We start from the raw sequence: 20,301 nt of genomic DNA on the forward strand, positions 1-20,301 counted from the left end.
TACGAGATCGAGTGATTCTGGCTCAAGTATGAAAAAATATTACATATCGGCAAGCGGAAAGACGACCGCCGGTCGTCGCGGCGGTCGGGTGTATGCCGGGTGGGAGCTGTCAGGAGACGGCGACTTGGGGTGTGCCGAGTGCGCTTTCTATATTTGTCGCGGCGCTGCGAACCGCCTGCGCAAGACGCGCCTCGTCGGCCTGCGCCTTCGATTCCGGGAGCACGATGGAAATGGTCGCCAGGCAATTGCCCGCGTGGTCGCAGACCGGCGAGGCGATGCAGGCGACCGCGTATTCCGAGGCGCTCATCTGGATGGCGATCCGCTCGCGGAATTCCCGGCCCGCGAGCTCGGAGAGCTCGGCAGGGTCGGTCGCGGCCTGTTTGGTGGCCGAGGGGCGGGCGCATTCGGCAAAGATCGCGCGCCGTTCCGCATCGGGCAGATGGCCCAGCAGCAGACGGCCCGAGGCGGTCCAGTTCAGCGGCACGCGGGTGCCGACATCCGAGGCGACGGCGAAATGTCCGGGGCCGCGCGCCATGTGCACGACGGTCATCATGCCACCGTCGCGGGCGCAGATCTGCACCGTCTCGCCGACCTCGGCGCAGAGCCGGTCCATCTCGCGGCGCGCCTCGGTGAAGAGATCGACACTGGCGCGGTAAGCCAGCCCATAGCGCAGCAGGCGCGGCCCGAGCCAGATGGCGTTTTCGTCTGCGCGGCTGAGCATGTCGCGGGCCAGCAGCTCGTCGACAATCTTGTAGATGGTCGAAGCGGGGGCGCCGGTGGCGCGGGCCAGCTCATAGGCGCTCATCGGGCGGTTGGTTTCGGTCAGCACATCCAGCACCTGCAAAGACCGGCTTATCGCTCCGACTCGTTTGCCTCTTTCGCTCATTTGTCCATCCCTGTGATGTATAGAACATAATTGTGGAAGTCTCTGGCGCAGGTCAAGCAGGCTGTTGCATCTTGCCAATGAAGCGTATGGCAAGTGTTTGATAAAATTTGAGTATTCCTTATTTTTTCATGTTTTGTGACGACTGTCCAAACCTATCTTGACAGCTCATTTCGCCTCTGACTATCCTAATAAGACAATAACATACACAATAGTGGAGGTCAAAATGATGATCGATAAACTTGGCAGGGCCGGTCTGCTCGCCGCTCTGCTTGCCGGTACGTCCCTCGCTTTGCCGGCTCATGCAGACGGCGCGCTCGATATCGCGATGATCGGCGAGCCCGACACGCTCGATCCGATGATGTCGACCAAGGGCGTGGTTTCCATTGCCACCCAGCATTTCATCGAAACGCTCTATACCTTCGATTCCGCGTGGAACATCGCGCCGCTGCTGGCCGAGGATATGCCCGAGATCGGCGAAGACGGGCTAAGCTACAAGATTGCGATCCGCGAAGGCATCACCTTCCATGACGGCTCGACCATGGACGCGCAGGACGTGGTCGCCTCGCTGGATCGCTGGCTGGAGGTCGCGACGCGCGGCAAGCTGGTGGCCGACAAGGTCGCTTCGGTCGAGGCGACCGGCGATTACGAGGTGACGATCACCATGTCCGAGCCCTATTCGCCGCTGCTGTCGCTGCTCGCCTTCTCCAACTCCGCCGCCGCGATCTATCCCGAAGAGATCATCGGCGAGTCCATCGACGAGCCGATCGGCACCGGCCCCTATATGGTCGCCGAACATGTGCCCGACCGGTATCTGCGCGTGGTGCGCTTCGACGATTACGTCTCGCGCGACGAGCCCTCCGACGGCGCCTCCGGCGCACGCCAGCAGATCCCCGACGAGATCCGTTTCGTGCCGGTGCCCGATGCCAACACCCGCGTCGAGGGGCTGCTCTCCGGGCAGTTCGACTTTGCCGACAGCCTCCCGGCGGAGAGCTATGCGCGGCTCGAAGGCTCCGATACCGCCGAACCGATCCTGCAAAAGCCCTTTGGCTGGCCGATCTTCGCGATCAATCACAAGGCCGGGCTGCTGACCGATCTGCCGATCCGTCAGGCGGTGCAGGCGGCGCTGCCCATCGACGACATGCTGTTCGCGGCCTTCGGCGATGACACGTTCTTCCAGGTCGACGGGCCGATGTATCCCGAGGGCTGGGCCTGGCGCAACGAGGCCGGGACCGAGTCTTTCAACCAGAACGACCAGGCGAAAGCCCGCGCGCTGCTGGAAGAGGCGGGCTATGACGGCACGCCGCTGCGCATCCTGACCTCGCGGCAATACGAATTCCACTACAAGATGGCCGAGGTCGCGCGCATGGCGCTGGAGGCCGCCGGGTTCGCCGTTCAGATGGATGTGGTCGACTGGGCGACGCTGGGCCAGCGCCGCAACGATCCCGCACTCTGGGACATCTATATCACCCATTCGCCCTTCCTGCCGGAACCGTCCCTGACCAGCCTTTACGACGCGACCTCGCGTCTCGGCTGGACCAACCCGGAGAAGGAAGAGATCATGAAAGCCTTCACCACCGAGACCGATCCGGCGAAGCGGCAGGAGATCTTTGCCCAGCTTCAGGAGCAGGTCTTCACCGATGTGGGCTTCATCAAGATCGGCGCGTTCAATGCCCTGACCGGCCAGCGCCAGGGCCTGACCGGGGTGACCGACACCCCCTGGCCGTTCTTCTGGAACTCGGACGTCTCGGAATAATGTAGGATCCCGTGGCGGGGCTGCCGGTCCGGCACCCCGCCCGATCCATTCGTGTCCCGGAGGCCGCATGGCACGCTATCTGATCAAACGCATCCTCGGGATGTGTGTCGTCATCTTTCTGGTCCTGACCATTGCCTTCATCATCGTGCGCCTGGCGCCGGGCGACCCCGCCGCGCTGATGCTGGGGCCCGACGCCACGGCAGAGGATGCGGCGGCGCTGCGCAGCCAGCTCGGCCTCGACCGGCCGATCACGGCGCAGTACCTTTCTTTTGTCACGGGCGCGCTGCAAGGCGATCTCGGCACCTCGATCTATTTCAAGCAGCCGGTGGTCTCGGTGCTGGCGGGGCGGGCGGAGCCGACGATCTTCCTGTCGCTCTTCTCGCTGGTGATCGCGCTGGTGATCGCGACGCCCATCGGCATCTATGCCGCCTACCGGCGCGGCTCGCTGCTCGATCAGGGCGCGATCACCACCGCCATGCTCGCCGCCTCGATCCCCAGTTTCTGGACCGGGCTGATGTTCCAGCGCTATCTCGCCACCGATCTGGGTTGGTTCCCGGCCTCGGGCTATGGCGCGCCGGATGCGAGTTTCGTCGAGCGGATGGGATATCTCATCCTGCCCTCCATCGTGCTCGGCATCGTCAATTCGGCGCTGATCCTGCGGTTCACCCGCGCCTCGATGCTCGACATCCTGGGCGAGGATTACGTGCGGACCGCGCGCTCCAAGGGCATGACCGAGCGCCGGGTGGTGCTGCGCCACGCGCTCAAGAACGCGGCGATTCCGATCATCACCGTGATCGGCCTGACCTTCGCGCTGCTGGTCTCGGGCGCCGTGGTGACCGAACGGGTCTTCAACATCCCCGGCATGGGCAATCTGGTGGTCAGCGCGGTGCTGCGCCGGGATTACCCGGTCATCCAGGGCGCGCTGATCGTGGTCGCCTCGCTCTATGTGCTCATCAACCTGCTGACAGACCTGCTGTACCTGCTGGTCGACAAGCGTGTGAAATACTGAAGCGGAGAACATTCGATGGCCGCCCCATCCGCCGCCAGCCCCGATGCCAACTTCCTGGCGCTGCTCTTTTCCCGCCGCGCGGTTCTGCTCGCGCTGATCGTCTTTGCCGCGATCCTGCTGCTCTGCCTCTTCGCGCCGCTGGTGGCGCCCGCCGATCCGATGAAGATGTCGGTGCGGGCAAGGCTGAGCCCGCCGGGCGGAGACTTCCTGCTCGGCGCCGATGCCTTTGGCCGCGACGTGCTGTCCCGCCTGCTCTATGCCGGGCGCGTGTCGCTGATGATCGGGCTGGGCGTCGCCGCGCTGGCCTCGGTCGCGGGGGTCGCCTTCGGGTTGCTGGCCGGGTTCTTCCGCCGGCTCGACGGGCCGATCTCGCGGCTGGTCGATGCGATGATGGCCTTCCCCGACATCCTGCTCGCCATTGCGCTGGTGTCGATCCTCGGCGGATCGGTGGTCAATGTGATCATCGCGCTCGCCATCGTCTACACGCCGCGCATCTCGCGCATCGTGCGGGCCTCGACGCTGGTGATCCGTGAGCTGCCCTATGTGGAGGCGGCGCGGGCGCTCGGTTCCTCCACGCGCACGATCATGTTCACCCATGTGCTGCGCAACATCCTGTCGCCCATCGTCGTGCAGGCCACCTTCATCTTCGCTTACGCCATGCTGGCCGAGGCGGGCCTCTCGTTCCTCGGGGTCGGCATCGACCCCAAGACCCCGTCCTGGGGCACGATGATCAACGAGGGGCGGCAATATCTCGACCAGGCGGCGTTTCTCATCGTCTTTCCCGGGCTGGTGATCTCGGTCTCCGTCCTGGCTCTGCAACTTATCGGCGACGGTTTCCGCGATGCGCTGGACCCGCGCCTGGCAAAGGATCTCTGACATGGCGTTCAAACTCATGAACTTCCGGCCCGTGGGCTTCGACACGGCCCCCAGCGAAATCCATGTGGACGATGCGGGCCGCGTCGCCGCCGGTGCCATCGACGGCGCCGAGGTTATCGACGGCAAGGGGGCGTTTCTCAGCCCCGGCTGGTGCGACTTGCATGTGCATGTCTGGCACGGCGGCACCGATATTTCCGTGCGCCCCGAAGAGGCGGGCCGCGCCACCGGCGTCACCGCCATGGCCGATGCCGGCTCGGCGGGCGAGGCGGCGTTTCACGGGCTGCGGGAATACGTGATCGAGCCGGGTCAGGAGACGATCAAGGCCTTCCTCAATATCGGCTCCATCGGGCTCGTGGCCTGCAATCGCGTGTCCGAGCTGCTCGACCCGCGCGTCTCGGTCGATGTGGACCGCACCCTTGCCGTCGCCGAGGCCAACCGCGACGTGATCTGCGGCATCAAGGTGCGCGCCAGCGGCGTGATCGCCGGCGGCTGGGGGATCACGCCCGCCAAGATCGCCAAGCGGGTCGCCGAAATCCTCGACCTGCCGCTCATGGTGCATGTGGGCGAACCCGCCCCGCTCATTGACGAGGTCTTCGATATCCTGACCCCGGGCGACATCGTCACCCATTGCTTCAACGGCAAGCGCGCGGGCTCCATCGGCGACACGCCGCAGCTCTTCGCCCAGGCCAAGCGTCTGGCGGAGGAGGGCGTGCGCATGGATATCGGCCACGGGCAGGCCTCGTTCAGCTTCGAAACCGCGCGGCGGGCGCTGGCGGACGGGCTGCGCCCGTTCTCGATCTCGACCGACCTGCACCTGCGCAACATCAAGGGGCCGGTGCATGACATGTCGACCACCCTGGCCAAGCTTCTGGCGGTGGGCCTGCCCTTCGACGAGGTCATCGCTGCCGTGACCGAGCGCCCGCGCGGGATGCTGGGCCTCTCGGGCCGCGACGGGCTGACCCCGGGCATGAAGGCCGATTTCACGCTCTTCGATCTGGAACCCTATGGCAAGACGGCCACCGACAGCCTCGGCGCCGATCTCGAAATCGCCGAGATGTTCGAGCCGCGCATGACGGTGATCGGCGCCTCGGTGCAATCCGCGAAACGGAGGGCTGCATGACGGAAAGCCCAATTCTCGACGTGCGCAACCTGCGGGTCGGCTTCCGGTCGCGCCGCAGCCAGGTGACGGCGCTGCGCGACGTGAGCTTCACCCTTTATCCGGGCAAGACGCTGGCGCTGGTGGGCGAGAGCGGCTCGGGCAAATCGGTGTCTTCGCTGGCCATCATGGGGCTGCTGCCGCGCAATGGCGCGGTCACCGGCGGCACGATCCGTTACCGCCGCCGCAACGGCGGCGAGATGGATCTGGCGCAGGCGGACGAGACGACCCTGCGCGGCATGCGCGGCGCCGAGATCGCGATGATCTTTCAGGAGCCGATGTCTTCGCTCAACCCGCTCTTCAGCATCGGCGACCAGATCGGCGAGATGCTGCTTTTGCACAGCGATCTCGACGCGGCAGCCCGGCGCAAGCGGGTGATCGAGATGCTGGAGCTGGTCGAGATCCCGGGCGCCGCGCGCCGCGTCGACCAGTTTCCGCACGAGATGTCGGGCGGCATGCGCCAGCGGGTGATGATCGCGCTGGCCATGGTCTGCAACCCGGCGCTGCTGATCGCCGACGAGCCGACCACGGCGCTCGATGTCACCATTCAGGCGCAGATCCTCGACCTGATGCGCCGCTTGCAGCGCGATCTGGGCATGTCGATCCTGTTCATCACCCACGATATGGGCGTGGTGGCCGAAATGGCCGACGACGTGGCGGTGATGTATGCCGGCGCCATTGTCGAACAGGCCGGCGCCGAGGCGCTTTTCGAGACGCCGAGCCATCCCTATACGCAGGGGCTGTTGCATTCCATCCCGGTGCCGGGCCGGCCCGAGGGCGAGCGGCTGGTGCCGATCCCCGGCGCGGTGCCGGCGCTGCACGCCATGCCGCCGGGCTGCGCCTTTGCGCCGCGCTGCGGTTTGGCGCAGGACGTGTGCAAAAAGCCGGTGGCGCTGCGCGATATCGGCGGCGGGCACAATGTCGCCTGCGCGCTGGCCGGACGGGAGCAGGCCCATGTCTGAGCCCTTGCTGAAAATCCGCAATCTCACCAAGACGTTCAACGCGCCGAGCGGCGCCGTTCAGGCGGTCAGCGATGTCAGTTTCGACATTCCGCGCGGCTCGATCACCGGGCTCGTGGGCGAAAGCGGCTCGGGCAAGACGACGCTCGGGCGCGCGCTGCTGCGGCTGATCGAGCCGACCTCCGGCGAGACGGTGTTTGACGGGCAGGATCTCAACACGCTTTCGGTCGCCGAGATGCGCGAGGCGCGCAAGCGGATGCAGATCATCTTTCAGGATCCGGTCTCCTCGCTCAACCCGCGCCTGCGCGTGTGCGACATCATCGCCGAGGGGCTGAAGGCGCACCGGATCGGCACCGCGCGCAGCCGCCGCGACACGGTGGCATCGCTGCTCGAAGAGGTCGGGCTCAGCGCCGATCACATGAGCCGGTTTCCGCATGAATTCTCGGGTGGGCAGCGCCAGCGTATCGGCATCGCGCGGGCGCTGGCGCTGGAGCCGGAATTCATCGTGGCCGACGAAAGCGTCTCGGCGCTCGACGTGTCGATCCAGGCGCAGGTGCTCAACCTGCTGCTCGACCTTCGCAAGCGGCGCAACCTGACCATGCTGTTCATCGCGCATGACCTTTCCGTGGTGGAATATCTCTGCGACCAGATCGCGGTGATGTATCTCGGCAAGATCGCCGAGATCGGCCCGTCGCGCCCGCTCTACGAGGCGCCTGCGCATCCCTATACCGAGGCGCTGCTCTCGGCGATCCCGCTGCCCGATCCCAAGCGGAACCGCAGCCGGACGATCCTCAGGGGCGATATTCCCAGCCCGCTCGCACCGCCCTCGGGCTGCGTGTTCCGCACCCGCTGCCCGCATGCGGAGGATGCCTGTGCGCAGGGCGATACCGCCGCCATCACCGTGGGCGCCGCCCACCAAAGTTACTGCAAAAGAACTGAAGAGCTATATGTCCGTGCTTGAACGCAAATCCGAAACCGCCATTGCCGACCGTCTTGCCGAGCTGGGGGTCGAGCTGCCCGCCGCCGCGCCCGATCCCATCGGGGCGTTCTGCAATGTCCGGCAGACCGGCAATCTGGTCTATGTCTCCGGGCAGGGGCCTGTCCTTGCCGACGGCACGCTGCTGCGCGGCAAGGTCGGGCGCGAGATCGGCGTCGACGAGGCCCGCGACCGCGCCCGGCTGGTGGCGGTCAACATCCTCGGCGCGCTGCGCGATCATCTCGGCGGGCTCGAACGGGTGACCGGCGTCATCAAGCTTCTGGGGCTGGTCAATGCCAGCCCGGATTTCGAGCGGCACCCGGCGGTGATCGACGGCGCCTCGACCCTGCTTGCCGATGTGTTCGGCCAGACCGGGGTGCATGCCCGCTCGGCCTTTGGCGTGGCCTCGCTGCCCAACGACATCAGCGTCGAGATCGAGGCGATTTTCGAGATCGGAGACGCGGGATGACCGGTATGTGGGACTGGCACGATGCGCAGGGGCTGAGCCGCGTCATTAACGTCTCCGGCACGATGACCGGGCTCGGCGCTTCGGTCACCGCTGCGCCGGTGCAGCAGGCGGTGGCGGCGGCGATGGGGCGCTTCGTCAAGATGCACGAGCTTCAGGCCCGCGCCAGCGAGGTGATCGCGCGGCTCACCGGGGCAGAGGCCGGCTTCATGACCGCCTCCGCCTCGGCGGGGGTGAGCCTGTCGCTCGCCGGCTGCATGACGGGGCTCAATCCGGGCGCCGCCGAGGCGCTGCCCCGCGATCCGGGGGAGGCACCGAATGTGGTGGTGCAGATGGGCCATCTCTGCGGCTACGGCGCACCGATCTCGCAGGCGGTCGAGCTGACGGGGGGTGCGGTGCGCTCTATCGGGCAGTCGACGCTCTGCACCGACTACGCGCTTGAGGCAGCGCTCGACGAGACCGTCGCCGCGGCACTCTATGTCGTGTCGCACCATGTGGTGCATTACGGCCAGATTCCGCTGCGGCGCTTTGCCGAGATCTGCCATGCGCGCGGTGTGCCGGTCGTGGTGGATGCGGCCTCGGAATACGACCTGCGCGGCTTCCTCGCCGCCGGCGCCGATATCGTCAACTATTCCGGCCACAAGTTCCTCGGCGGTCCGACCTCGGGCATCGTCGCGGGGCGGCGCGATCTGGTGCGGGCGGGCTATCTCCAGAATATCGGCATCGGCCGCGGCATGAAGATCGGCAAGGAGAGCATCGCCGGGGTGATCGCCGCGCTGGAGGCCTGGGAGACCCGCGATCACGCTGGAATCCACGCCCGCGAACGCGCGGCGCTCGACCTCTGGACCGGGGCGCTGGCCGGGATCGACGGCGTTGCCGCCCGGATCGTGCCCGACCCGACCGGCAACCCGCTCGACCGGCTGGAGGTGCATGTGGATGCGGCGCGGTTGGGCGCCGGGGCCGGATCGGTCGCGGGGCTGCTCGCGGCGCGCGATCCGGCGATCATCGTGCGCGATCACGAGGTCGAGCTTGGCTATTTCCAGCTCGATCCCTGCAACCTTCTCCCCGGTCAGGCCGAGATTGTCGCCGAGTCGCTGGTGGCGTGTCTGAACGACAGGGCTGCGCTGGCTCAGGCGGTGCCGGCCGATGCGCGAAATGGCGGCGTTGCGGGCTATCTGCAATGGGGTGCCGTCTGAGCGGGACAATCACGATCACGGCGTATCACCCTACTGATCCAGAGGGGTGAGGGCCGAAATAAAACAGGCGGCGGGAATGACCCGCCGCCTGTTTTGTGCTCCTCAGGCGGAGCCGTAGATCATGGAAGACGGTTTGCGACCCAGCGTCAGCTCGCTCACCGAATTGGCGATGGCGTGGCGGTCGATCCCGAAATGATGGGCAAGATCGCCGATGGTGCCGGTCTGGCCGAAATGCTCGACCCCGTGCGGGATCGTCCGGTGTCCCTGCACCGCGCCCAGCCAGGACAGCGTGGCCGGGTGACCGTCGATCACCGTGACGATGCTGCAATGGGACGGCAGCTCGGCCAGCAGCGACTCGACATGGCTGGTGGCGGCGGGATTGCCGCGCGCGCGTTCGCGCTGCGCCGCCGTCCAGCCGGCGTTGAGCCGGTCGGCGGAGGTTACCGCCAGCACGCCGACGTCGCGCCGGTGCTCGCCGATCATGCCGGCGGCGGCGATGGCCTCGTCGGCCACCGAGCCCTGATAGGCGATGACCACCGAGCAGTTCGGCCCCGGCTTGCGCAGCCAGTAGGCGCCGTCGATGGCGCCCTGACGGAAGGCGTCGTCCACCCGCTTGCCGGGCTGCTCCAGCGGTTTGGTGGTCAGCCGCAGATAGACCGCGCCACCGGTCTCGTCGCGCAGCCAGGTGCGTTCGTCCGGGTCGCCCTCGCCATCGCGTTGCAGGTAGTCGAAGGCCCATTCCATGATCACCGCCAGCTCGTCGGCAAAGGCCGGCTCGAAGCTCGCCAGCCCGTCCTGCGCCATGCCGGTGAGCGGTGTGCCGACCGACTGGTGCGCGCCGCCCTCCGGCGCCAGCGTCACCCCCGAGGGCGTGCCCGCGATGAGGAACCGCGCGCCCTGGTAGCAGGCGTAGTTCAGCGCATCGAGGCCGCGATGCACGAAGGGATCGTAGAGCGTGCCGACGGGAATGACACGCTTGCCCCAGAGGCTGTGCGCCAGCCCCGCCGCGCCGAGCAGCAGGAAGAGGTTCATCTCGGCGATGCCCAGCTCGATATGCTGCCCGTCGGGGGCGAAGTTCCACTTTGCGGTCGAGGGGATGCGATGCTCGATAAAGGCGTCCTTCAGTTCCTCGCGGGCAAAGAGCTTGCGCCGGTTCACGAACGCGCCAAGCCCGGTGGTGCCGGTCACGTCGGGCGAGGTGGTCATGATCCGGGCGGCAAGCTCGCTGTCGCCCTTGGCCAGCTCGTCGAGGATCTTGCCAAATGCCGCCTGGGTTGAGATTTCCTTGTCGCTGGCAAATTCGATCTTCGGCACGTCGAGCCGCGCATCCGAATAGCGCCGCATGCCCTTGGCAAAGAACGGTACGCCGGCGAGAAAGGTCTTCAGCGCCGGCACGTCCTCAACCGTGGCGAAGGGGTCCCATTCCTGGCCCTCGGGGACACCCATGTCCTTTTGCCAACTGGCCATCTGCGCCTTGGTCATCAGACCGCCGTGATTGTCCTTGTGCCCGGCAATGGGCGTGCCCCAGCCCTTGATCGTGTAGGCGAGAAAGCAGGTCGGGCGGTCGTGGTCGATGGCGGCAAAGGTCTCGGCCATGGTCTCCACGCAATTGCCGCCGAGGTTTTCCATCAGCGCCGCAAGCTCAGTGTCGCTGCGCCGGTCGATGAGCGCGCTCACATCGCCCTGATCGCCCAGATCGTCCATCAGCCGTTTGCGCCAGACCGCGCCGCCCATATAGGTCAGCGCCGAATATTCGGTGTTGGGGCAGGCGTCGATCCAGTCGCGCAGCCGCGCGCCGCCCGGTTCCTCGAATGCCGCCCGTTGCAGCGCGCCGTATTTGACCCGCACCACATCCCAGCCAAACGCCTCGAAGATCTTTTCGATGCGGGTGAACAGCCCCTCGCGCACGATCCCGTCCAGCGACTGGCGGTTATAGTCGATGATCCACCAGGTGTTGCGCAGGTCGTTCTTCCAGCCTTCCTGGAGCACTTCGTAGATATTGCCCTCGTCCATCTCGGCATCGCCCACCAGCGCCACCATGCGCCCGGGTGTGACCTCCTCGCCCCAGCTCTTGGCGGTGATGAAATCCTGCACCATGGAGGCAAGCGCGGTAATCCCGACGCCAAGCCCCACTGAGCCGGTCGAGAAATCCACGTCGTCGATATCCTTGGTGCGGCTGGGATAGCTCTGCACCCCGCCGAAACCGCGGAAATTCTCCATCTTCTCTCGGGTCTGGTTGCCCATGAGATATTGCATCGCGTGGAACAGCGGCGAGGCATGCGGCTTGACCGCAACCCGGTCCTCGGGCCGCAGGGTCGAGAAATAGAGCGCCGTCATGATCGATACCATGGAGGCCGAGGATGCCTGGTGCCCGCCCACCTTGATGCCGTCCACCTTGGGGCGGACATGGTTAGCGTTGTGGATCATCCAGTGCGACAGCCACAGCAGCCGTTGCTCGATGGTCTTGAGGTGGTCGGTCATCGGGCGTCCCTCCTTGTGCGGGGCAGTGGGATTTGGCGGATCACGGCGCGCAAGCGCGGGCGGGCTCCTGCAACCGGTCTGTGCCGGCGGGAGTCTTCTGGGGCGTGACCGCGAAATGTTGGGGCAGTATGGCGGATTTTTCGACGGGCATGTGCGATATCGACAAATCCGGGGTGGCCTTGGGCGGGGCGCTCCGGGAAAAGCTCTTTCTCCGGAGCGCCCGAAACGCGCCTCAGCCGTCTTTGTAGTAGTAGCTGTAGCCGTTCAGCGCCGGTGCGCCGCCGAGATGGGCATAGAGCACCTTGGAGCCTTCCGGGAAGAAGCCCTTCTTGGTGAGGTCGATCAGACCCTGCATGGATTTGCCCTCATAGACCGGGTCGGTCATCATCGCCTCGGTGCGGGCGGCCAGACGGATCGCCTCGTTGGTCTCTTCCGAGGGCACGCCGTAAGCGGGGTAGGCGTAATCCTCGTTGATGACGATCTCGTCGTCGCGCACGGCCCGGCCGAGGCCCACCAGCTCGGCGGTGTTGTCAACGATGCCGCGCACCTGCGCACGGGTCTGCTCCGGCGTGGCCGAGGCGTCGATGCCGATCACCCGGTCGGCGCGGCCCTGATCGGCGAAGCCCACGATCATGCCCGCCTGGGTCGAGCCGGTCACCACGCAGACCACGATATAGTCGAACTTGAAGCCCAGCTCTTCTTCCTGCTGCGCCACCTCTTCGGCAAAGCCGATATAGCCGAGCGCGCCGTATTTGTGCACCGAGGCGCCCGCCGGGATCGCATAGGGCTTGCCGCCGGAATCCTTGACCGACTGGATCGCGTCTTCCCAGCTCTTGCGGATGCCGATGTCGAACCCGTCATCCACCAGCCGCGAATCCGCGCCCATGAGGCGGGTCATCAGGATGTTGCCCACCCGGTCGTAAACGGCATCGTAATGCGGCACCCATTTTTCCTGGATCACCACGCAACCCATGCCGATCTTGGCGGCGGTGGCGGCGACCATGCGGGTGTGGTTCGACTGCACGCCGCCGATCGACACCAGCGTGTCGGCGCCCGAGGCGATGGCGTCGGGCACGATATATTCCAGCTTGCGCAGCTTGTTGCCGCCCATGGCAAGGCCCGAGTTGCAGTCTTCGCGCTTGGCATAGATCTCGACCTTGCCGCCGAGCGCTTCGGAAAGCCGGGGCAGGTGTTCGATGGCGGTGGCGCCGAAGGTGAGCGGGTAGCGGTCGAATTTGTCGAGCAGTGACATGGTGAACTCCTGTTGTCTCTGCCGCGCAGGCTAGCGGATAAGATGTGAAAGGTGCTTTCTAATTTTAGCCTTTATTTTCCTTATTTTTGGGTTTTTATGGATAGATACGCGTGATAGCTATCAAATAGCTCCATTAAAATGAGAGATTCTTTCATGTCGGATCTGGACCGAATCGACCGCGAGATTCTGCGTCATCTCCAGCGCGACGGGCGGCTCACCAATGCCGAGATCGCCGAGACGGTAAACGTCAGCCCGGCGACCTGTCACCGCCGGACGCAGCGGCTGTTTTCCGAGGGGCATATCAGCGGCGTGCATGCGCGGGTGAATCCGGTCTCGGTGGGGCTGGGGGCGCTGGTGATGGTGGGGGTGGTGCTCGACCGCTCGACGCCGGACAGTTTCGCCGCCTTCGAACGTGCCGCGACCGAGATGAGGGAGGTGCTGGAATGCCAGCTCGTGGCCGGCGATTTCGACTATCTGCTCAAGATCCGCGTGCGCGATATGGCCGATTTCAACCTGCTGCACGGCAAGGCGCTCATTGCCCTGCCGGGGGTGCGGCAGATCCGGACCTTCTTTGTGATGAAGGAAGTGAAGGAAAAGACCGCGCTGGCCTTTTGAGCGCGCGCTCCGGTCCGTCAGATCCCGCGCAGGGCAGGGGAGAGCGCGGCCGTCACCGCATCGGTCTGCCCCTCGACGATATCGGCCAGCAGCCGCCCGGTGGTGGGGCCGAGGGTAAAGCCCTGATGCCCGTGGCCGAAATCGAACCACAACCCGCGATGGCGCGGCGCGGCGCCGACCAGCGGCAGCATGTCGGGCAGGCAGGGCCGGTGCCCGTGCCAGGTGCTGTCGGGCACCGGCGCGCCCAGATCCAGCAGTTCACTTGCGGCGCGCTGGCCGCGCTCGAGCTGGCGCAGGGTGCGCGGCGCGTTGCGGCCCACCAGCTCGGCGCCGGTGGTGATCCGCAGCCCGCGTGTCATGGAGCTCATGACGATGCCGTTTGCATCGTCCAGACAGGGCCGGTTCAGCGGCGTCGGTGCGTTGAAATGACCGTGATAGCCGCGCTTCCAGATCATGTGGATGCGGTAGCCCAGCGGTGCCAGCAGATCCGGCGACCAGGGGCCGAGCGCAACCACCACGTCAGAGGCCTCGACCGGCCCCTCGCTGCTTTCGACCTTCCAGCCGTTGCCGGTCTCGGTCAGGCTGGTGGCGTCGCCGGTCAGCACCCGACCGCCGCGCGCAAGGAAAAGATCCGCATAGGCGCGGGTCAGCGCGCCGGGGTCCGAGGAGCTCCAGCTGTCGGTCCAGAGCAGCATGCCGGCCAGCGGGCCGTTTAGCGCCGGTTCGGCCTTGGCCAGTGCGCCGCCGGTCAGAACCTCCGATCCCAGACCGTAGCGGTCACGCATGCGCTCGGCATTGGCCGCCGCCACGTCCAGCGTCCGCGCCGTCCGGTAAAGCTCGCCCAGCCCGGTGCGCCGGATCAGCGCCTCGCTCTCCGAGGCGGCGATGAGCGGCGCGTGATCGGCGGTGGCGCTGAGCACAAGCGGCGCGTAGCCCTTGGAGAGCACCGCGTGACGCGCGGGCGCCGAGTGTCGGAAATAGCGCCAGAGCGCCGGGGCGACACTTGGTAGGTCGCGCAGATGCCAGAGCACATCGTTGCTCCGGCCCGTGGCATAGGAGAACAGCGTCGCGATGTCGTGCGGAATGGCATAGGGCTCCACCGCCTCGGCCTGGATCACCCCGGCATTGCCGTGGCTGGTCTCTGTACCGGGCGGGCTGCGGTCCAGTACGGTGACCGCATGGCCGCGCGCCTGAAGCGCCAGCGCCGCGCCGATGCCGACCATGCCGGCGCCGAGAACGATGAATTCCGCCATTCCGCCTGTCTCCCGAGCTGGGCCTCAGCCCTCTGCGATCACCGTGATTTCCACCTTGGCGTCGATCATCAGCGCGCAGCCGATAGTGGTGCGCACCGGGAAGGGCTCGGGGAACATCTCGGAATAGACCGCGTTGAAATCGGCGAAATCCGCCGGATCGGTCAGGTAGCAGGTGCAGGACAGGACGTTCGACAGGTCGAGCCCTTCCTTGGCCAGCGTCGCGGTGATGTTCTCGATGCACTGACGGGTCTGCGCCGCGATGCCCTCGGGCATGGTGCCGTCGGCGGCAAAGCCCAGCTCGCCAGAGAGATATAGCGTCTTGCCGGAACGGCGGGTCTTGGAGAGGGGGATGGCCATGAGTTTGGTCCTTTTCCTGGGTTAGTCGAAGGTCAGAAAGCCGGGAGCTTCGCTGAGACGCGGCGCGGCGGCAAGAGCTGCGATGTCGGGCCCGCGCGGCGCCAGATCGGAGAGCCCCGCGATCACCGCTTCCAGCTCGGCGGCGACGGCCAGCACACCCAGGTCGTCATGCCGTTTGCCGACGATCTGAAGCCCGAAGGGCATGTTGTTGGTGTCACGCCCGCAGGGGATGGTGATCGAGGGATGGCCCGGAATGGTCGAGGCATAGGCCATGGCCAGCCAGTGATAATAGCTCTTGGTCGCCACACCGTCGATTTCGGTCGGGTAGAGCTCGTGCCAATTGCGCGGGCTGATGCAGACGGCGGGCGAGATCAGGTAATCGGTGGTCTCGAAAAACGCCTGCCAGGCGCGGTAATAGCGGCCCTGGCCAAAGATCGCCTGCGCCACATCCTCGGCGGAATAGGAGCGGCCTTCCTCGACGTTGTCGCGCACATTGGGGCCGACCAGCTCGGGCTGTTCGTCCACCAGCTTGGCATGCACGCCGAGGAACTGCACCGCGCGCAGCACCGAAAAGATGCGGTCCGCATCGGTGCAATCGGGCGCGGTCTCCTCGATCTGCCCGAAGAAGGGGGCAAGCTGCGGCATCGCCTTGCGGAAATGCTCGCGCATGATGGTTTCGGTGGGGGCGAAGCCGTAATCCTCGGTCACCGCGATCTTCAGCGACGACAGATCGCGGCGCGGCAGATTGGCGAACCCGGCGGGATCCCAGGGCGTCTTGCCGTTCTGGATCAGCGTATAGGGGTCGTTGCGGTCGGGGCGTGCGAGCACCGAGAGCATGAGCGCGCAATCGGCAACGCTGCGGGCCATGGGGCCCGAGGTCGGCATCGGGATCAGCGCCGCCGCCCGCGTGTTGCCGGGCACCACGCCGGGGCTGGGCCGGTAGCCGACGATGCCGCAGAACGCCGCCGGATTGCGCAGGCTGCCGCCGGTATCCGAGCCGGTGGCGAGCGGGGCATAGCCGCAGGCCAGCGCCACCGCCGAGCCGCCGGACGAGCCCGCGCAGCTGCGCGTCAGGTCATGCGGGTTGGCGGTCACGCCATAGACGCGGTTGCGGGTGTTGCCGCCGGCGCTCCATTCGGGGTTGTTGGTCTTGCCCATGGGCGTCGCGCCCGCCTGACGCATCGCCGCGACAATGGCGTCATCGCCGGTGGCGATATTGTCGCGGAACGCCTCGGAGCCGAAGGTGGTGGGCAGGCCCTTCACGTCGATCATGTCCTTCACGCCGAAGGGCAGCCCGTGCAGCGCACCCAGCGGCGCGCCGGACATCACCGCCGCCTCTGCCGCTTTCGCCCCGGCGCGCAGCCCGTCGAAATCGCGCGCCACAAGCGCGTTCACCGCGTGGTCGACCTTTTCGACACGGGCAATGCAGGCCTCGGCCAGATCGACGGGCGAAAGCGCCTTGCGCGCGATGAGGCTGCGCGCCTCGATGGCGCCGAGATCGGCGGGGTCGGTTGCGGTCATGTCATGTCTCCCTGCATGCCGGCGGCGGGGCCGAGGCTGCGGCCCGCCGCGACATGGCTCTGATAGATCTCTTCGGGCAGAAAGGCGCCGCCGGTGGTCCAGACCACATGCACCGCCTGTGCTTCGCGCCCCGCCAGATGCGCGGCGCAGAACGCCCGTCCGGCCTCGGTGCCTTCCAGCATCTGCGGCCCACCAAAGCCCGACGCCGCCGAGGGCTCCAGCCGCAGCCCTTCCGCATCGGCCATCGCGAGCCAGCGGAAGAGGTCGTCGTCGGTGACGGTAAACACCCCGGCCAACCGGCGGCGCATGCGCTCGGCCACCAGTTGCGACATGGTGGCGACGGCCATGCCATCCGCCTCGGTGCGGTTGCTGAGCCCCAGCTCATAGACCGAGGTTTCGCGTCCCGGCCCGTGGCGCATCTGAACCAGCGCAGACGGCGCCTGCACCGGCTCGACAAAGAACGGATGCACATCGGCGCCGAACACGCCGCGTGCGCCATAGGCGATGCCGCCCGGCGCGCCACCGATGCCGCAGGGCAGGTAGAGGATCAGCGGGCGCTCCGGCCCGATGGCGAGGCCCATGGCGTCTAGCTGGTCCTTCAGCTCGGCGGCGGCGGCGCTGTAGCCGTTGAAGAGCAGCGCCGAGCTTTCATCGTCGACGAAATGGGTCAGCGGATCGTGCGCGGCGATGTCGCGGGCGGTGGCCACGGCGGTGGAGTAGTCGCTGCGGTGCTGCACCACCTCGACGCCGAGATCGCGCAGCCGCGCCACCTTCCACGCCTTGGCGTCATGCGACATGTGCACCGTCGCCGCATATCCCAGCACCCGCGCCGAGATCCCGACGCTGAGCCCGAGATTGCCGGTGGAGCCCACCGCGATGCGGCGCTTGGCGAAAAACGCGCGGGCCTCGGGGCCTGCGAGCGTGGCGATGTCGCCGCCCTCGGCCAGAAGGCCGGCGGCGCGGGCCTGCGCCACGGCGGTGCTGAGCACTTCGAACACACCGCCGCGCGCCTTGACCGAGCCCGCGACCGGCAGCGCGTGGTCGCCCTTGACCAGCAGCGTGGCCAGATCCGGCGCGGCGGCGGCCAGCGCCTCCCGGCAGCCGGGCACGGCGATGAGCTCGGAGCGGATCGCGCCCGAGGCGCCAAGCTCCGGCCAGAGCGCGGCGAGCAGCGGGGCAAAGCTCTGCCAGTCCGCCTGTGCCTGCGCGACATCGGCGGCGGCCTGCGGATCTTCCACAGGCGTATAGTCCGGGTTGGTCCAGAGCACGGGCTGGCCCGCGCGCAGCCGCTCCAGAAGCCTGTCGTCCTGCGGCTGGCTCATCCCATCAGCGCCTTGCGCAGCATATTGCCCGCCAGCAGAAGCACGGTGAGGGCAAAGACCAGCCGCAGCCGGGCGGGGCTCAGGCTGTGGGCGAGCTTCACGCCGACCGGCACCATCAGCAGCGAGGTCACCATGATCAGCGCCACGGCGGGCAGGTTCACATAACCCACGGTGCCCGGCGGCTTGCCGGCGATGCCCCAGCCGGTGAGCAGGAAGGCGATGAAACCGGGGATCGAGATCAGCAGCCCGAAGCCCGGCGAGGTGCCCACGGCGCGATGCGGCGGCACGTTATAGGCGGTGAGCAGCGGCACGGTGAAGCTGCCGCCGCCGATGCCCATCAGGGCCGAGAAAAACCCGATGATACCGCCATAAACGGCGCTCAGCGCGCGGCCCGGCAGCGTGTCGGAGATGCGCCAGCTGCGTTTGCCGAGCAGCATGTAAAGCCCCAGCGACACGCCGATACAGCCGAAGACCAGTTGCAGTTCCTGGCTGCGCAGGCTGGCGGCGGCAAGCACGCCCAGCACCGAGCCGATGGCGATGAACGGCCCCCAGCCGCGGATCAGCTCCATGCTCACCGCGCCGCGCTTGTGGTGCGAGGTGACCGAGCGCAGGGAGGTGACGATGATCGTGCCGGTCGAAGTGGCGACGCAGATCTGCATGAGCTGCTCGGGGTGATAGCCGAGCCCACTGAAGACGTAGTAGAAGGCGGGAACGAGGATGATCCCGCCGCCGACGCCGAGCAGGCCAGAGATGAGACCGGCCACGGCTCCGGCTGCGGCGATGACCGCGAAGAGGGTCAGAAGATCCATCGCTCAGGCCTCCGGTGCGCCATGTTCCGCCAGATCGGCGAGGAGGCCGGTCATGCCGAGCAGCGCCTGCCGCGACAGGGATTTCAGCACATGTTCGTTGGGCGCGTGCTGGTTGCAGCCGGCATAGGAATGCGGCACCCAGATCGTCGGCAGCGCCAGCACCTCGGCAAAGCAGTCATTGGGCAGTGAGCCGCCGAGATTGGGCAGGATATGCGGCGCGGTGCCGGTGCTGCGCGTCAGCGAGGCGGCTGCGAAACGCACCCAGGGGTGATCGGGGTCGAGTCGCGTGGCGGGAAAGGCGCCGCGATCGGAGGGGACGATCTCGACCTTGTCGAACCCGTGCTTGTCGAGATGGCGGCGCAGGGCGGGAAGGATGTCGTCGGGATCGGTGCCCACCACAAAGCGCAGCTGGCAGGTGGCGCGCGCCCAGCCCGAGATCGCGTTGACCGGCGCCTCGGGCACGCCCGACACCATGGCGAGCACCGCAAAGCTGTTCCAGCCAAAGACCCGCTCGGACATGGTGAGGCTTTCCTCGCCCCAGTCGGGATCGAGTGCGATGCCCGACTCGACGCCGGGCAGCACGGAAAGCACCTCGCGGATGCGCGGGGTGAGGCTGTCGGGGCGCCATTCCGGCACCGCGATCTGGCCGCGTTCGTCGGTGATGCAGGCCAGCGCATGCGCCAGGATGATCGCCGGATCGGCCAGCAGCCCGCCGAAATTGCCCGAGTGATGCGCGCCCTCGCGCAGATCCACCCGCAGATCGAAGAGCGCGCCGCCGCGCGAACCGGTGAAGATCGTCGGCGCCTCAGGCGACAGGCGCGGCCCGTCCGAGGCGATCAGCACGTCGGAGGCCAGCAGCTCTTTATGTTCTTCGCAGAACTGCTTGAGGCCGGGCGAGCCGTTTTCCTCGCCCATCTCGATCAGCACCTTGGCGTTGAAGCCAAGCTTGCCCTGCGCCTCGATCAGCGCCGCCATGGCGCGGATATTGATGAGGTGCTGGACCTTGTTGTCGGCGCTGCCGCGCCCGTAAAGCCGGTCGCCCTCCTCGGTCAGCTCAAACGGAGAGAGCCCGTCGCGCCACTGGTCTTCCTGCGCGCGGATCACGTCGCCATGGCCATAGACCAGCACCGTGGGCAGCGCGGGATCTTCGATGCGCTGCGCCACCAGCAGCGGGCCGGCGCCGGGCTGCGGATTGTCGAAGAGCTCGGTGGTAAAGCCCATCTCGGTGAGCATCGGCACCATCGCCTCGGTCAGATAGCCCATGAGATGCGGCGTGCCGCGCGGATCCTGGCTTTCCGTGGGGCGCGCGACCAGCGCCGCCAGCTCGGACTGGAAGCGTCCGCTGTCGAAATACTCGGTGATCTTGGCCAGCGCCGTGTCGCGGATTGCCATGTTGGGTCTCTTTCTTCGTAGG

Annotated in this window: 18 protein-coding genes; 9 read left to right on the forward strand and 9 right to left on the reverse strand. The window is 66.8% G+C overall.

Annotation, left to right across the window (positions count from 1 at the left end; all coding sequences use genetic code 11):
- Window positions 1-109 precede the first annotated feature (109 nt).
- The gene (locus I6N89_RS07085) at window positions 110-886 is read right to left on the reverse strand and encodes an IclR family transcriptional regulator (RefSeq protein WP_207017557.1); all 777 of its coding nucleotides are present in this window, start codon (window positions 884-886) and stop codon (window positions 110-112) included.
- A gap of 223 nt (window positions 887-1,109) precedes the next feature.
- Here I6N89_RS07085 and I6N89_RS07090 point away from each other — a divergent pair, with 223 nt between their 5' ends.
- The 8 genes from I6N89_RS07090 (at window position 1,110) to I6N89_RS07125 (ending at window position 9,277) form a co-directional block, all read left to right on the forward strand.
- The gene (locus I6N89_RS07090; RefSeq protein ID WP_207017558.1) at window positions 1,110-2,639 is read left to right on the forward strand and encodes an ABC transporter substrate-binding protein; all 1,530 of its coding nucleotides are present in this window, start codon (window positions 1,110-1,112) and stop codon (window positions 2,637-2,639) included.
- A 67-nt stretch (window positions 2,640-2,706) separates the two neighbouring features.
- On the forward strand, window positions 2,707-3,648 hold the full coding sequence (locus I6N89_RS07095) for an ABC transporter permease (protein WP_207017559.1): 942 nt from the start codon (window positions 2,707-2,709) through the stop codon (window positions 3,646-3,648).
- Window positions 3,649-3,663: 15 nt separating this feature from the next.
- The gene (locus tag I6N89_RS07100) at window positions 3,664-4,524 is read left to right on the forward strand and encodes an ABC transporter permease (protein ID WP_207017560.1); all 861 of its coding nucleotides are present in this window, start codon (window positions 3,664-3,666) and stop codon (window positions 4,522-4,524) included.
- Window position 4,525: 1 nt separating this feature from the next.
- Window positions 4,526-5,644 carry an amidohydrolase family protein gene (locus tag I6N89_RS07105; protein WP_207017561.1) on the forward strand — a complete coding sequence of 373 codons (1,119 nt, stop codon included), beginning with the start codon at window positions 4,526-4,528 and terminating at the stop codon, window positions 5,642-5,644.
- Complete coding sequence (locus I6N89_RS07110; RefSeq protein ID WP_207017562.1) at window positions 5,641-6,642, forward strand: ABC transporter ATP-binding protein; 1,002 nt, start codon at window positions 5,641-5,643, stop codon at window positions 6,640-6,642. The genes I6N89_RS07105 and I6N89_RS07110 overlap by 4 nt, the downstream gene beginning before the upstream one ends.
- Window positions 6,635-7,600: an ABC transporter ATP-binding protein gene (locus tag I6N89_RS07115; RefSeq protein WP_207017563.1), complete on the forward strand. Its 966-nt coding sequence runs from the start codon at window positions 6,635-6,637 to the stop codon at window positions 7,598-7,600. The genes I6N89_RS07110 and I6N89_RS07115 overlap by 8 nt, the downstream gene beginning before the upstream one ends.
- Complete coding sequence (locus I6N89_RS07120; protein ID WP_207017564.1) at window positions 7,587-8,084, forward strand: RidA family protein; 498 nt, start codon at window positions 7,587-7,589, stop codon at window positions 8,082-8,084. The genes I6N89_RS07115 and I6N89_RS07120 overlap by 14 nt, the downstream gene beginning before the upstream one ends.
- Window positions 8,081-9,277, forward strand: coding sequence for an aminotransferase class V-fold PLP-dependent enzyme (locus I6N89_RS07125; RefSeq protein WP_207017565.1), 1,197 nt, complete (start codon window positions 8,081-8,083; stop codon window positions 9,275-9,277). Before I6N89_RS07120 ends, I6N89_RS07125 begins: the two co-directional genes overlap by 4 nt.
- 102 nt (window positions 9,278-9,379) lie before the next feature.
- On the opposite strand, the gene I6N89_RS07130 is transcribed toward I6N89_RS07125, so the two are convergent.
- Window positions 9,380-11,758, reverse strand: a complete 2,379-nt coding sequence (locus I6N89_RS07130; protein WP_207017566.1) for a 1-deoxy-D-xylulose-5-phosphate synthase N-terminal domain-containing protein — start codon at window positions 11,756-11,758, stop codon at window positions 9,380-9,382.
- Window positions 11,759-11,990: 232 nt separating this feature from the next.
- Complete coding sequence (locus I6N89_RS07135; protein ID WP_207017567.1) at window positions 11,991-13,010, reverse strand: 1-aminocyclopropane-1-carboxylate deaminase; 1,020 nt, start codon at window positions 13,008-13,010, stop codon at window positions 11,991-11,993.
- Between the two features lie 153 nt (window positions 13,011-13,163).
- Between I6N89_RS07135 and I6N89_RS07140 the strand changes: the two genes are divergently transcribed.
- Window positions 13,164-13,625 (forward strand): Lrp/AsnC ligand binding domain-containing protein, encoded by a 462-nt coding sequence (locus I6N89_RS07140; protein WP_207017568.1) that lies wholly within the window; start codon window positions 13,164-13,166, stop codon window positions 13,623-13,625.
- A 17-nt stretch (window positions 13,626-13,642) separates the two neighbouring features.
- Here I6N89_RS07140 and I6N89_RS07145 read toward each other — a convergent pair whose 3' ends face one another.
- The 6 genes from I6N89_RS07145 to I6N89_RS07170 are packed head-to-tail and all read right to left on the reverse strand — an operon-like array spanning window position 13,643 to window position 20,279.
- Entirely contained in the window at window positions 13,643-14,878 is a 1,236-nt protein-coding gene (locus I6N89_RS07145; protein ID WP_207017569.1) for an NAD(P)/FAD-dependent oxidoreductase, read from the reverse strand.
- Between the two features lie 24 nt (window positions 14,879-14,902).
- Window positions 14,903-15,235 carry a RidA family protein gene (locus I6N89_RS07150; protein WP_076694052.1) on the reverse strand — a complete coding sequence of 111 codons (333 nt, stop codon included), beginning with the start codon at window positions 15,233-15,235 and terminating at the stop codon, window positions 14,903-14,905.
- 21 nt (window positions 15,236-15,256) lie between these two features.
- On the reverse strand, window positions 15,257-16,756 hold the full coding sequence (locus tag I6N89_RS07155; protein WP_207017570.1) for an amidase: 1,500 nt from the start codon (window positions 16,754-16,756) through the stop codon (window positions 15,257-15,259).
- A complete protein-coding gene (locus I6N89_RS07160; protein WP_207017571.1) occupies window positions 16,753-18,078 on the reverse strand; it encodes a D-serine ammonia-lyase in 1,326 nt (441 codons plus the stop codon). The genes I6N89_RS07155 and I6N89_RS07160 overlap by 4 nt, the downstream gene beginning before the upstream one ends.
- Window positions 18,075-18,887 (reverse strand): sulfite exporter TauE/SafE family protein, encoded by an 813-nt coding sequence (locus I6N89_RS07165; RefSeq protein WP_207017572.1) that lies wholly within the window; start codon window positions 18,885-18,887, stop codon window positions 18,075-18,077. The genes I6N89_RS07160 and I6N89_RS07165 overlap by 4 nt, the downstream gene beginning before the upstream one ends.
- Before the next feature lie 3 nt (window positions 18,888-18,890).
- A complete protein-coding gene (locus tag I6N89_RS07170) occupies window positions 18,891-20,279 on the reverse strand; it encodes a M20 family metallopeptidase (protein ID WP_207017573.1) in 1,389 nt (462 codons plus the stop codon).
- Between the last annotated feature and the right edge of the window lie 22 nt (window positions 20,280-20,301).

The organism is Salipiger abyssi, assembly GCF_017311415.1.
In the GTDB taxonomy this organism is placed as follows: Bacteria; Pseudomonadota; Alphaproteobacteria; order Rhodobacterales; family Rhodobacteraceae; genus Salipiger; species Salipiger abyssi_A.

Coding starts and splice junctions, on each gene's coding strand:
- I6N89_RS07085 (WP_207017557.1), bottom strand. CDS start 886: ATGAGCGAAAGAGGCAAACGAGTCGGAGCGATAAGCCGGTCTTTGCAG.
- I6N89_RS07090 (WP_207017558.1), top strand. CDS start 1,110: ATGATGATCGATAAACTTGGCAGGGCCGGTCTGCTCGCCGCTCTGCTT.
- I6N89_RS07095 (WP_207017559.1), top strand. CDS start 2,707: ATGGCACGCTATCTGATCAAACGCATCCTCGGGATGTGTGTCGTCATC.
- I6N89_RS07100 (WP_207017560.1), top strand. CDS start 3,664: ATGGCCGCCCCATCCGCCGCCAGCCCCGATGCCAACTTCCTGGCGCTG.
- I6N89_RS07105 (WP_207017561.1), top strand. CDS start 4,526: ATGGCGTTCAAACTCATGAACTTCCGGCCCGTGGGCTTCGACACGGCC.
- I6N89_RS07110 (WP_207017562.1), top strand. CDS start 5,641: ATGACGGAAAGCCCAATTCTCGACGTGCGCAACCTGCGGGTCGGCTTC.
- I6N89_RS07115 (WP_207017563.1), top strand. CDS start 6,635: ATGTCTGAGCCCTTGCTGAAAATCCGCAATCTCACCAAGACGTTCAAC.
- I6N89_RS07120 (WP_207017564.1), top strand. CDS start 7,587: ATGTCCGTGCTTGAACGCAAATCCGAAACCGCCATTGCCGACCGTCTT.
- I6N89_RS07125 (WP_207017565.1), top strand. CDS start 8,081: ATGACCGGTATGTGGGACTGGCACGATGCGCAGGGGCTGAGCCGCGTC.
- I6N89_RS07130 (WP_207017566.1), bottom strand. CDS start 11,758: ATGACCGACCACCTCAAGACCATCGAGCAACGGCTGCTGTGGCTGTCG.
- I6N89_RS07135 (WP_207017567.1), bottom strand. CDS start 13,010: ATGTCACTGCTCGACAAATTCGACCGCTACCCGCTCACCTTCGGCGCC.
- I6N89_RS07140 (WP_207017568.1), top strand. CDS start 13,164: ATGTCGGATCTGGACCGAATCGACCGCGAGATTCTGCGTCATCTCCAG.
- I6N89_RS07145 (WP_207017569.1), bottom strand. CDS start 14,878: ATGGCGGAATTCATCGTTCTCGGCGCCGGCATGGTCGGCATCGGCGCG.
- I6N89_RS07150 (WP_076694052.1), bottom strand. CDS start 15,235: ATGGCCATCCCCCTCTCCAAGACCCGCCGTTCCGGCAAGACGCTATAT.
- I6N89_RS07155 (WP_207017570.1), bottom strand. CDS start 16,756: ATGACCGCAACCGACCCCGCCGATCTCGGCGCCATCGAGGCGCGCAGC.
- I6N89_RS07160 (WP_207017571.1), bottom strand. CDS start 18,078: ATGAGCCAGCCGCAGGACGACAGGCTTCTGGAGCGGCTGCGCGCGGGC.
- I6N89_RS07165 (WP_207017572.1), bottom strand. CDS start 18,887: ATGGATCTTCTGACCCTCTTCGCGGTCATCGCCGCAGCCGGAGCCGTG.
- I6N89_RS07170 (WP_207017573.1), bottom strand. CDS start 20,279: ATGGCAATCCGCGACACGGCGCTGGCCAAGATCACCGAGTATTTCGAC.